9 protein-coding genes, 3 pseudogenes and 1 other annotated feature are annotated in these 12066 nt (G+C 38.8%); of the genes and pseudogenes, 3 read left to right on the top strand and 9 right to left on the bottom strand.

Translation table 11 applies throughout. The annotated features are described in order from the left end of the window. Positions 1-83 (bottom strand): annotated as a pseudogene (locus tag ACERCF_RS12015) (IS1595 family transposase); the annotation flags it as partial. A gap of 348 nt (positions 84-431) precedes the next feature. Next, positions 432-1787 (bottom strand): ATP-dependent DNA helicase, encoded by a 1356-nt coding sequence (locus ACERCF_RS12010; protein WP_373625714.1) that lies wholly within the window; start codon positions 1785-1787, stop codon positions 432-434. A 315-nt stretch (positions 1788-2102) separates the two neighbouring features. Here ACERCF_RS12010 and ACERCF_RS12005 point away from each other — a divergent pair, with 315 nt between their 5' ends. Next, on the top strand, positions 2103-2432 hold the full coding sequence (locus ACERCF_RS12005; RefSeq protein ID WP_373625713.1) for a helix-turn-helix domain-containing protein: 330 nt from the start codon (positions 2103-2105) through the stop codon (positions 2430-2432). Between the two features lie 120 nt (positions 2433-2552). Here ACERCF_RS12005 and ACERCF_RS12000 read toward each other — a convergent pair whose 3' ends face one another. The 6 genes and pseudogenes from ACERCF_RS12000 to ACERCF_RS11975 form a co-directional block, all read right to left on the bottom strand. Beyond that, entirely contained in the window at positions 2553-4139 is a 1587-nt protein-coding gene (locus ACERCF_RS12000; protein ID WP_373625715.1) for an ABC transporter substrate-binding protein, read from the bottom strand. A 32-nt stretch (positions 4140-4171) separates the two neighbouring features. Continuing rightward, positions 4172-4318, bottom strand: a sequence feature (His leader region). A 201-nt stretch (positions 4319-4519) separates the two neighbouring features. Next, positions 4520-5530 (bottom strand): galactose/methyl galactoside ABC transporter permease MglC, encoded by a 1011-nt coding sequence (gene mglC / locus ACERCF_RS11995; protein ID WP_373625712.1) that lies wholly within the window; start codon positions 5528-5530, stop codon positions 4520-4522. Positions 5531-5544: 14 nt separating this feature from the next. Continuing rightward, a complete protein-coding gene (mglA, locus tag ACERCF_RS11990) occupies positions 5545-7044 on the bottom strand; it encodes a galactose/methyl galactoside ABC transporter ATP-binding protein MglA (RefSeq protein ID WP_373625711.1) in 1500 nt (499 codons plus the stop codon). 60 nt (positions 7045-7104) lie between these two features. Continuing rightward, positions 7105-8094 carry a galactose/glucose ABC transporter substrate-binding protein MglB gene (mglB, locus tag ACERCF_RS11985; protein ID WP_373625710.1) on the bottom strand — a complete coding sequence of 330 codons (990 nt, stop codon included), beginning with the start codon at positions 8092-8094 and terminating at the stop codon, positions 7105-7107. A gap of 274 nt (positions 8095-8368) precedes the next feature. Continuing rightward, on the bottom strand, positions 8369-9361 hold the full coding sequence (locus tag ACERCF_RS11980) for a substrate-binding domain-containing protein (protein WP_373612109.1): 993 nt from the start codon (positions 9359-9361) through the stop codon (positions 8369-8371). 104 nt (positions 9362-9465) lie between these two features. After that, positions 9466-9852: pseudogene (locus ACERCF_RS11975) on the bottom strand (PACE efflux transporter). Positions 9853-9989: 137 nt separating this feature from the next. Here ACERCF_RS11975 and ACERCF_RS11970 point away from each other — a divergent pair. After that, positions 9990-10277: a YfcZ/YiiS family protein gene (locus ACERCF_RS11970; RefSeq protein ID WP_006251467.1), complete on the top strand. Its 288-nt coding sequence runs from the start codon at positions 9990-9992 to the stop codon at positions 10275-10277. A 183-nt stretch (positions 10278-10460) separates the two neighbouring features. After that, positions 10461-11456: a TRAP transporter substrate-binding protein gene (locus ACERCF_RS11965; protein WP_373612079.1), complete on the top strand. Its 996-nt coding sequence runs from the start codon at positions 10461-10463 to the stop codon at positions 11454-11456. A gap of 155 nt (positions 11457-11611) precedes the next feature. On the opposite strand, the pseudogene ACERCF_RS11960 reads toward ACERCF_RS11965, so the two are convergent. Next, positions 11612-12066 (bottom strand): annotated as a pseudogene (locus tag ACERCF_RS11960) (transposase); the annotation flags it as partial.

Genomic DNA, 12066 nt, shown 5'->3' with positions numbered 1-12066 from the left:
GTTCTAGCGGTCACTTCAGCAACAAAAAATTCAAGAAGCTTTTTCTGCAAAGATTTCTTTAATTTACAATGGGTTATCTTCATTTTTGTAGTATAGCAGTGATGCTAATCTACTACAGCCCCAAATGCAAAAATTTAAAGATGTTTTGTTGATATGTTTATCGCATAAACATATTTCAAGAATATGTTTAAAAAAATCAATTTTTTAAAGATGATATTATTAATGCAAACAAAAACAGCCCCAAAGGAGCTGATATTTCTATATGACTTCTCGGTCAAGTAAACATCGGTATCTAAACGATGAATAACAAAGTTTTCTTAGGTTTCTAAAACTGATTTTTAACTACTTTTGGGAAAGCTTATAAGCCAAATCAGTTAAGGTTAACCTTACCTTTATTAACTCAGACACTTAAATAAGAGATAGAACTAGGCTTAGAACGGTTGTTTATATATATCATTCTCTTCCCATACATCATTATGAATTCTAGACTCCATAAATTGTTTCACTTTTTCATGCACAATTACAGATTTTGGCTCTATTTTTGTTTTAAGAAACATACCATCAAGAGAGCGACATCTACTTAATGCTACATAGGTTTGTCCGTGAGTGAATGCTTTCCCCGTATCAATTATGACCTTATCAAAGGTCAAACCTTGACTTTTATGGATTGTAATAGCCCAAGCAAGTTTTACAGGAAATTGTGTGAACTTACCAATAACCTCAGGTTCAATTCTTCTTGTTTCTCGATTATAAGTATATTTAATGTTTTCCCATGTACTTCTTGTAACTTTTATTACACTATCATCTGAAACTAAACGAATTGTTATGACATCATCTATTATAGATATATCACTATCTTTTCCTGCAATATTTTCTTTTTCTATTTGTTCAATAAAACCTATGCTACCATTATAATACTCAGGTATTTTATTTTTTAGTAGCATCACTTGTGCTCCAACTTTTAAAGAAAGAATTTTTTCTGCTGGTAAGTTTTTTTCACTGAATTCCCCTTCTAATACTCCATCCAAACGATGGAGATCTTTATCAATTCTTTGTAGTTTTATATTATTTACGGAATCCACCTCATATTTATGAGTTGATAATGTAATATATCCTTGATGTGAGTCATTTATCACTTTATTTGTATATCGTTGATTTAATATATTAAAATCATCTGCGATCAAAGTATTATTTCTTACTTTATTTAGTAAATCAATAAACAGAGGATCTGTCTGTCTATATATCCTTTTTAACTCGATTGTTTTATATTGTAAAGCTCCTTCAACTTCTTGATTTAATGATTGTGCTGAGAAGAAGAACTCTGTGTCATAGTACTGACCTACTGCATCCCAGAAGTCAGTTTGGGCAATAGGAGATAATTGATACAGATCTCCAACAAAGATCATTTGAACTCCGCCAAAAGGCTTACCGTTCGCTCTGACTGATTTTAAAATTTGCGAGATAGCATCAATAACATCACATCTCACCATTGATATTTCATCAATAATAATCATCTCAAGCGATTTAATTATGTCTATTTTTTCTTTGTTAAATTTTAATTCTCCTGAACGACAGCGATTATCATTAGGCAAATATGGCCCAAAACCTAATTGAAAAAAGGAGTGAATAGTTTCACCACCAGCATTAACAGCCGCAACCCCAGTAGGAGCTAAAATAATATAGTTTTTATTGATTTTTTCTTTGATGATTTTAAGAAAAGTAGTTTTACCTGCCCCAGCTTTTCCCGTAAGGAATAAACTTTCATTTGTATTTTCAACTAACGACATAGCATCTAAAAATCAGGATTATCCTGATCTAATATTTGTTCTTCTGCTATTCTAGGTGCGTGTATAGGAGGAACAATTTTTCTTTCTGAGTCAGTAACCTAACTATTTTTTAACATCTTTTGTTGTTCTTTAACTTGATTTTCCAAACTATCTATTTTGGTTAAAAGTTTCTCTAATAGTTGTTCTACTGAATTTGTCATAAGATAGCACCATAAATGAATAAATTTATAAAATTTTACTCTTTTATATTTCTTCTTACAAGAATAAAAAAAAATAAAAATATGCGTTTATTGAATAACTTACAGAGAATAGTGTATGGCAAAGTTTGTGCCCACCGATATAGATCGTTTGATCGGACAACGCATCCAACAAAAACGTAGGGAAATGGGGTATTCGGCGGAGAGGCTGTCGGAGTATGTAGATATTTCTCAACCACAGCTTTCTCGTTATGAACGAGGGGCAAATAAGATCAATGTTGCCCATTTGGTAGCGATTGCAACTTTTCTGAAAACGCCGATTAGCTATTTTTTTGAAGATTGTATGAGCTTTGATTGGAATGGCGATGAGTTAGATAGATATTGGCAGGAATTAACTCAATCACAAAAAGCCTTGTTAGTTGAGTTGCTCAAAGAGTTGAAAAAGTAGCGTTACAAGCGGTGTATTCTCTAATATTTTTTGCAAACAACCAACCTGTATCTTTATGAGTAGATCATTTGAATATAAGGTCGCCACGCGGGCGACCGTAAATCATCGAGTGGGGAACATCTACTCTAACTCCACCCCATAAAAGTTGTGTGCTACGAATGAGCTTGGTACATAGCCTTTTACCTCTTTTCTTATAGGGAAGTAAACCGTTGAGTGAGCAATCGGGAGCCACGGAGCTTGCTCGTTAAAGATGGTTTGTGCTTTTTTGTATAATTCTGACCGCTTGTTTTGGTCGCTGATGGTGGCGGCTTCGCTCACGAGGCGGTCGAACTCTTTATCACAGAAACCTGCGTAGTTTGAGCCTTGTTCAACTGCATTACAGCTTAATAAGGCATTGAGGAAGTTATCCGGGTCGCCATTGTCACCTGTCCAGCCGATCATTCCTGTGGTGTGTTCGCCATTGCCCATTCGTTTGAGGTATTCTCCCCATTCGTAGCTGACGATCTTCGCATTCACACCAATGGCTTTCCAATCGGCTTGGATCATCTCAGCCATTCGGCGGGCATTCGGGTTGTAAGGGCGAGAAACCGGCATTGCCCAGATTTCGGTTTCAAAACCATTTTCTAAACCGGCTTCTTTAAGTAGCTGTTTGGCTTTTTCAGGGTTGAAATCATAGCCTGCTACGTCTTCGTTATAGCCCCAAATTGTTGGTGGCATTGGGTTTTTCGCCTTGATTGCCGAGCCTTGATAAACGGAGGTTAAGATCTCATCTTTGTTTACCGCATAATTTAACGCTTGGCGAACTTTCGGATTATCAAACGGCGGCTTGCGAGTGTTTAAAGTGATGTAGCCGATGTTTAAGCCCGCTTTTTTCAGCAGTTGCACATTTGGATTGGCTTTTAAGATAGGCAGATCAGCAGGGTTTGGATACGGCATTGCTTGGCATTCGTTTTTCTCTAATTTCGCCAAACGCACCGAAGCATCAGGGGTAATGCTAAACACAAGGCGGTCGATTTTCGCTTTGCCCTGCCAGTAGTTGTCGAATGCCATAAAACGCACAGTCGCATCTTTTTGGTAGCCATAGAATTGGAACGCCCCTGTGCCGATTGGCTCTAAATCCACTTTTTCAGGCGTACCCGCTTTTTGCATTTGCTCGGCATATTCCGCTGAGAAGATCGCCATAAAATCCATTGCTAAATTTGCCAAAAATGGGGCATTCGGTGCAGTTAGCTCAATTTTCACCGTGTAATCATCAATTTTCGCCACATTTTTAATGATGTTCTGCATATTCATTCCGTAGAAAAATTCATAATTGCCGCCTGAGACTTTGTTATACGGATTATTTTGATCAAGCTGGCGGTTGATGGAGAAAATCACATCATCAGCATTGAAATTACGGTTTGGGGTGAAATTTTTATTGCTGTGGAACTGAACATTTTGACGTAGATAGAAGGTGTAACTTGTGCCATCTTCGCTGATTTCCCAGCGTTCGGCAAGAGAAGGAATAAGGTTAGTCGTGCCTTTTTCAAAATCAATCAAGCGGTTATAAAGAGCTTGCCCGACATCAAGGGTTGCTCCGTCTGTGGCGATTTGTGGATTGAGGGCTGCTGGTGAAGATTCCAAGCAGTAAGTAAAGGTTCTTGGGGCTGCCATTGCTGAGCCGGCAAATGCCAGTGAGAAAAGTGCGAATTGTGTGAGCTTGTTCAGTTTCATTTTGATGTCCTTAGATGTTAAGCAATAAAAAAACCCTTTCGAAAGTTGCCTTCCGAAAGGGTTGTAAATGGGTTGCGATTTTAGAGTGTGCGTTTACCATTTCACGGTTTCGGAAGCTATCTTCCGAACACGCCAAATGCCCGAAAGATTAATCGGTCAAATGGTGATGATGGTGTTTAACGCAGTAGTTCATAATGTTCTCCAAAATTGATTAATTAAGAATTTACGCCTTTTAAAAGTAAATTACAAACGTTTTCGTTTAAATTTTTGCAAAAAATTTTGATTTTTTGACCGCTTGCAAACTTACATTTAATATTCAACTGATTGGGGAATTGGTTGGGTTTTCGCAAGCTCAACCCAACCTACTGTTCTTCCTATTTTTTCTTCGCATATTTGAGCGAGTCAATCGCTACCGCTAAGATGATGATGCTACCTTTGATGATGTATTGCCAGTATGGGTTTACACCAATGTAGGTTAAACCGTAGTTGATAACCGTGAAGATGAGTACCCCTGTTACAACGCCGATGATTGTACCTACACCGCCTGCAAATGATACACCACCTACTACGCACGCTGCGATTGCGTCCATTTCATACATAAAGCCTAAGTTGTTGGTTGCACTACCGATACGTCCTGCTTCTAGCATACCGCCGAATGCGTAGAAGATACCGGAAATCATATAAATACCCATTAAGTTAAGCGGTACGTTTACGCCTGAAACTCGAGCGGCTTCTGGGTTACCACCAATCGCAAATACGTTTTTACCGAAGCGAGTTTTGTTCCATAACGTCCACATAATAAAAGTGGCGATCACGGCATAAATAGTGATATAGGAGAGCCTAAAATCGCCAAAGCGGAAGAAACCTTGTGCAAAACTTGAGAAGTCATCACTAAAGCCTGCGATTGGCGATGAACCTACTGCATCGTAGTAAAGTGAGTTGATACCGTACACAATAATCATCGTACCCATTGTGGCAATAAATGGCGTTACATTGAGATATGCCACCACAAAGCCGTTGAATAAGCCAATAAGTCCACCAATGGCACAAACAATTAAAACCACAACTGGAATTGGAATTTCTGATAGGTTCGGGAACACTTTATTCATATTTTCCATTGATTGTAGCAAAGTCGCAGAAATTACCGCCGCTAAGCCCACTTGGCGACCGGCAGATAAGTCTGTACCCTGTGTTACAATCAAGCCTGCAACCCCTAATGCAATAATAAGACGCACAGAAGATTGCGATAAAATGTTACTGAAGTTACGCAAGCTCAAGAAACTTGGGTCTTGCACAATAATCACAATAAGTAAGATCAATAATACGAAGTAAATCGCATTTTGTTTAAAAAAATCGAGTGTTCTATTTTGTTGTAAAGCAGACATACTTCACTCCTTGTCTATAAATATTTTGCTGCGAGGTGCAAGATTTCCTCTTGCGAGGTGTTGGCAGTTTCAACAATGCCCGCCACTTTACCGTTACTCATCACTAAAATTCGGTCTGTTACCCCGAGTAATTCAGGCATTTCTGACGAGATCATAATAATCCCTTTATCTTTATTCGCTAACTCTAAAATGAGCTGATAAATCTCAAATTTTGCCCCGATGTCGATACCACGAGTCGGCTCATCAAGCATCAGAATTTCAGGTTGAGTTAAGAGCCAACGACCGATAATCACTTTTTGCTGATTACCGCCAGAGAGTGAGCCAATATGCGTTTGATGCGATGGGGTTTTTACATTCATCGAATCAATTACCCATTGGGTATCGCTTTTCATTTTTTTATTGCTCAGCAAACCGAATTTCCCTAGATAAGACTTCATATTTGAAATCAGTGAGTTAAACTCAATGCTTAGGTTTGCGTAAATCCCTGTTGAGCGGCGTTCTTCTGTGACTAATGCAAAACCGTTGTTGATTGCATCAAAAGCGTTGCGGTTATTGATTTCTTTACCGTTTAAGGTAATTTTGCCGCTTGCTTTATCTCGCACGCCGAAAATGGTTTCAACAATATCAGTACGTTTTGCCCCAACTAAGCCTGCAATACCTAAAATTTCCCCTCTGCGTAAGCTAAAACTCACATCTTGAATAGAAGGTTGATTTTTTGCCGTTACATTCTCAACTTCAAGAATCACTTCTTTTGGTAGATTGGTTTTTTGCGGGAAACGTTGGGTTAGCTCACGTCCTACCATCATTGAAACCACTTGATCCATTGAGGTGTCTTTAATTGCAACGGTGTTTACCCATTTACCATCTCGCAAAATAGTAATTTCATCACAAATTTTGAAAATTTCGTCCATTTTGTGCGAAATGTAGATGATGCCACAGCCTCTGTCTTTCAGTTTTTGGATAATTTTAAATAAGTGCTCTACTTCTTTTTCTGAAAGCGACGAGGTTGGCTCGTCCATAATCACAATTTTGGCATCATAAGAGAATGCTTTGGCAATCTCGATCATCTGCATTTGTGAAACAGATAATTTCGCCACTTTATCACGCGGATCAACATCAATATCTAATTCATCAAAAATCGCTTTAGTATCACGATACATTTTGTCGTGATCCACAAATGGCCCCTTTAACGGATAACGCCCTAACCATAAGTTATCCATTACGGTTACTTGTCTTACGAGGTTCAACTCTTGATGAACCATTGAAATCCCGTTTTCTAATGCCTCTTTTGTGGTTTTAAAATCAACCGGCTTACCGAGAAAAAGAATCTCACCCTCATCTTTGGCATAAATCCCAAAGAGACATTTTAGCAAGGTTGATTTCCCTGCCCCATTTTCACCCATTAAGGCGTGAACACTATGGGATTTTACCGTTAAGTTAGCACGGTCTAACGCTTTCACACCCGGAAACGACTTGCTAACGTTCGTCATTGTGAGTAGTACTTCGCCTGTCATATCTCACCCTGTTATATCGAAAAAAGGCACGAGTACCTTACCCGTGCCATAAAGTACATATTATTTTAAAAATTCGGATAAGTTGTCTTTATCAACACCAACGTAAGGAATACGCACTACGCGATTTTCCAATTTCCATTGTGTGCCTTCAACTGCATCTTTACCGTCTGCTAAGTTTGCCGCTAATTGAACAACTGCTTTACCTTGATTCACGCCATCGTTTAATACCGTACCGGCTAATTCGCCTTTTTGGATTAATTGTAATGCTTCAGGTAACGCATCAACACCGAAGATTGGTAATTTTCTACCGTGAGCTTTGGTTGCTTCTAATGCACCTAACGCCATACCATCGTTGTTAGAGATGATTACTTCGATGTCTTTCGCTTTACCGCTTGATAACCACGCATCTACTTTATCTTTCGCTTGAGCTGCGTCCCATAAAGCGGCATCCATAAAGATTTGTTCGCTTTCAATACCTTGTGCTTTTAAGCTCTCAACTACATATTTGGTACGAGCCTCCGCATCCGGGTGTCCCGGTTCACCTTTTAATAACGCAAATTGGATTTTACCGTCTTTGTTTAAGTCTAATTCAGGGTGAGCTTTCCACTGTTTCGCAATTAACTCACCTTGAATAATGCCTGACTCTTTCGGCTCGGTACCTACATAATAGGCTTTCGGATAGCTATCAATCGCAGCTGCACCCGGGTCTTTATTGAAGAACACCACAGGCACATCTTCACTTTTCGCTTTTTGAATGATTGTTTTATAAGCTGATGGATCCACCAAGTTAATTGCTAATGCTTTAACCCCTTTAGAAAGTAATACATCAACTTGGTCGTTTTGAATGGATTGGGTATTTTGCGAGTCATTCATTAATAACTCGACTTTTTGTGTTTTACCCTCTTTTTCGATTTCTTTACGCATTAAAGCCATAAAGTTATCGTCATATTTATAAATTGTTACACCAATACGGTTTTCAGCTTGAGCTGTACTGATCGTTGCACCTAATGCGACTGCCATTGCCACTGCACTTAATACTGCTTTCTTCATAGGAGATCACCTCTTTTATGTGTTTATCGGGAAATGAATTGCTTACCATAAGCAACTTGGTGCACAGCATAACTAATTTTGAAAAAACAATCCGTGATCATTCTCACAGAATTAAGACAAAGTGGAGAAATTTTTAATTTGAAGTATAAAATTTGAATATTCACTCTATTCAAATCTGTTGGAAGAAAAAAGAAAGGATTTGCAAGATTTTACTGAAAAATGACCGCTTGTTATCATCAATAAGGGGCGTATTTATAACGCCCCGATCCTCCATTTAAGGTAAAAATTGCCCTAAATTTTCGTTATCAATACCAATATGCGGAAGATAAATCGTTTTAGAGGAATGGTTTTCCCACTGCGTATCTTTCAGCGCAGGCTTACCTTGTGCCAAATTAGATACCAATTTCACCACCGCTTTCGCTTGTGCTGAGCTATCATTTAGTACCGTGCCGGCTATTTCCCCTTTTTTCATTAATGCTAATGTCTCAGGTAAGGCATCAATACCGAAGATCGGCAATTTTTTCTCGTGTGCATTTAACGCATCTAAAGCACCAATTGCCATTTCATCATTGTTTGAAATCACGACTTCAATCTCAGCTGCACGGTTTGCCACCAACCACTCATTCATTTTATTGCGAGCAATAGTAGTACGCCACATTGCTGTGTCGCTAAAAATTTCCTCAGTTGTAATACCTTGACGATTAAGCTCCTCAACAACCGCTTGAGAACGCAACGCACTCACATCACTCAATTCACCTTTTAGTAATACAAACTGCAATTTTCCGTCTTTATTTAAATCAAAATGAGGATTGGCTCTCCACGCTTTTGCAATCAACTTGCCTTGAATTTTACCCGCCTCTTTTGGGTTACTACTCACAAAATAGGCTTTGTCATAACTCTCTAATGCTTGGTTGTCAGGCGAGCGGTTAAAAAACACCACAGGCACATTAGACAATTTGGCTTTCTCTACAATTGTTTTCGATTCATTCGCGTGAACAATATTGACTGCCAATACATTAACTTGATGCTTAAGCAACGTTTCAATCTGCTTTAACTGTTTTACCTGCGAATTTTGAGCATCGTTCATAAACCATTTGAGGTGGCTGAAATTCGCCATTTCCTTGTTCATTTCTTTACGCATCAACATCATAAAGCTGTCATCATACTTATAAATCGTAACGCCAATTCTAGGTTCAGATTGAGCATAGCTCGCATTCGCCCCAAGCATTAGCGTATAGACAAAAGCATTTAATAGGCTACGTTTCATCGTTTTCATAGAATGTCCCTCTTCCTATGTTGAAATACGTTAGCGAAAGCATAGCGAATTTAGCAAAGCGAAACCGTGATCGGCTTCACAGATTAGAAAGATTTTCATTGGTTCGATGTAATAAATTTCAGGCGTAAATGGTCATAAATCCAATTAAAAATAATGGAATAAACCAGCACAAATAATGTCATACCAATATCCATTACAAATGGCTTCTCACCAGCCAATATTAAGCATATACATTACCAATGGAATGGTAAAAACCAACAGCCCGCCTTCAAATAAGACCGAATGCCCAATCTTCTTGCAATTCGCTCGCCCTTGACTACTTTATCAAACAGCCAGTTATAGACAAAATTCCACACCATTGCGACAACAGAGATCATAATAATCACACTCGCTAACGAGCTTGTGCTATGTTCCGTGAGCAGTGATGTTAAAATCACGGTAAACACAATGGCAAAAAACTCAAATAAAACTGCATGTAGCACACGCTCCCAAGCGTGTCATTTTTCCTCCAAAATTTGCAAAAGGCTATCTAAATCAAATTATCGTGAAATCACGATTGCACCCACGCTTATTTAGTTTTAAAGTAGTGATATTATTTATCAATTATGAGGATTAGCCAATGAAAAACGATAAACCCATTGAATGCGAAGGCTGCAATACCTTTGATGTCGGCTCAATTTTAGATAATAGTGAAACTGTTGCAAACATTACTCGCACTTACGAAACCGAAGCCGAAGCTCAAGCAGCATTAGAAATATTTACTCAAAAAGCACGTGATGTTGAATCCGAGCCGTGCGAAATTGAGAGCGAAATCCGCCCTGTGGACGGCGGCGTTGAACTCAATGCTAATTTTAAGTTTAGCTGCCAAGCTGAAGTAGTTATCTTCCAATTAGGTACAAGAAATTAATAGAAAGGCTGGTTTAACCAGCCTTTCTTCTCTTTAAAAGCACTCCATTTCACTCCAAAGTAACAATAATGTAAAAAAATTGAGATATATGTCATATTTTTAAAAATTTGTTGTTTACTTTTAGTAAAAATCAGGCAAATTATGAACAACTTTGCAACCACTAACTATTTGGAGTGAATTATTATGTTAAAACTATTCAAAAAATTGACTGCGGCATTAGCTGTAACTGCTGCATTCTCGGTATCTGCTTTTGCTAATGACCCAATCGTCATCAAATTCTCACACGTTGTAGCAAACGAGACCCCGAAAGGTCAGGGTGCGTTAATGTTCCAAAAATTAGTGGACGAACGCTTAAACGGCAAAGTGAAAGTGGAAGTTTATCCAAACTCTTCACTTTATGCAGACGGTAAAGAGATGGAAGCATTATTGTTAAATAACGTACAAATGCTTGCTCCATCACTGGCTAAATTTGATAAATACACACCAAAAATTCAAATTTTCGATCTACCGTTCTTGTTTGACGATATCAAAGCGGTTGAACATTTTGAGCAATCTGAAGCAGGTCAGTCATTGTTAAAATCAATGGAAGACAAAGGTATTACAGGTTTATCTTACTGGAACAATGATTTAAAACAACTTTCTGCGAACAAAGAGTTACGTGAGCCGAAAGATGCTCGTGGTTTAAAATTCCGTGTACAGGCTTCAGAAGTGTTAGATGCACAGTTCAAAGCATTAAAAGCTGTACCGCGTAAAATGGCATTCGGTGAGATGTATCAAGGCTTACAAACCGGTGTGGTAAACGGTGCGGAAAACCCGTATTCAAACATTTACTCACAAAAAATTCACGAAGTCCAAAAATTCATTACTGAATCTAATCACGGTTTATTATCTTATATGGTTATCGTGAACACCGATTTCTGGAACAAAATTCCTGAAGATGTGCGTACAGAACTAACCAAAATCTTAGATGAGGTGTCTATGGAAGTGAACAAACAATCTCACGATCTCAACCAAAGCGATAAGCAAAAAATCGTCGATTCAGGTGCTTCGCAAATCATCACTTTAACTGATGAGCAACGCGAAAAATGGCGTGAAGCAATGCGCCCTGTATGGAAGCAGTTTGAAGATGCTATCGGTGCAGATTTAATCAAAGCGGCCGAAGCGGCAAATAAACAGTAGTCTCTTTATCTATTGTTCTTTTGAGCGAATGCGGTGGCTTTTTAGGCTCGCCGCATTCTTATTTTTATTGATAATGTGAAATGATGTGTAGCAACTGTATCTCCCCAACATTTTTGGCAAGATACAAATTCGTTAATTAAACCGCGTGAGCATNTACAGGCGTTTACCGCCACTTTGAACGGTTTGCCACGAGCAATCAGCCGTTCATAAAATGCCTTGAACTTCGGTTCGTGTTGGCGGGCGACATTCGCCGCATTATAAAGTACGTTTCGTACCGCTTGTCGCCCACCCGAACAGCGACTATGCCATTTCTGGCTACCGCTCTCTTTCGGGTGTGGGGCAACACCAACCAGTGAAGCGATTTGCTTGTGGTTGAGCTTACCGAGTTCAGGGAGCATTGACATCAAAGTTGCACTCGTGATTGCACCTATCCCTTTGATGTCATTGAACTTTTTTAAAGTGTCGTCAAATACGGCAGTCGCTTAATTGATTTGTGTTTCCAGCTCATCAATTAAACGGTCAAAATGGGCAATCAACTGTTGGACACTTTCCCGCTGGCTGTCGTGGACTTGGTGAAGGCGGTTTTTCTCCGCCACCCGCATTTCAACCA

Origin of the sequence: Mannheimia kashgarensis, from assembly GCF_041807705.1 — a bacterium.
Taxonomy (GTDB): Bacteria; Pseudomonadota; Gammaproteobacteria; order Enterobacterales; family Pasteurellaceae; genus Mannheimia.
Note: the sequence above shows the minus strand (reverse complement) of the source record. Positions and strands in the feature narration are given on the sequence as shown.

Excerpts from the sequence above, each read along its gene's own strand:
- ACERCF_RS12010 (WP_373625714.1), bottom strand. The coding sequence starts at position 1,787 with ATGTCGTTAGTTGAAAATACAAATGAAAGTTTATTCCTTACGGGAAAA.
- ACERCF_RS11965 (WP_373612079.1), top strand. The coding sequence starts at position 10,461 with ATGTTAAAACTATTCAAAAAATTGACTGCGGCATTAGCTGTAACTGCT.
- mglB (WP_373625710.1), bottom strand. The coding sequence starts at position 8,094 with ATGAAGAAAGCAGTATTAAGTGCAGTGGCAATGGCAGTCGCATTAGGT.
- ACERCF_RS11970 (WP_006251467.1), top strand. The coding sequence starts at position 9,990 with ATGAAAAACGATAAACCCATTGAATGCGAAGGCTGCAATACCTTTGAT.
- mglA (WP_373625711.1), bottom strand. The coding sequence starts at position 7,044 with ATGACAGGCGAAGTACTACTCACAATGACGAACGTTAGCAAGTCGTTT.
- mglC (WP_373625712.1), bottom strand. The coding sequence starts at position 5,530 with ATGTCTGCTTTACAACAAAATAGAACACTCGATTTTTTTAAACAAAAT.
- ACERCF_RS11980 (WP_373612109.1), bottom strand. The coding sequence starts at position 9,361 with ATGAAACGTAGCCTATTAAATGCTTTTGTCTATACGCTAATGCTTGGG.
- ACERCF_RS12005 (WP_373625713.1), top strand. The coding sequence starts at position 2,103 with ATGGCAAAGTTTGTGCCCACCGATATAGATCGTTTGATCGGACAACGC.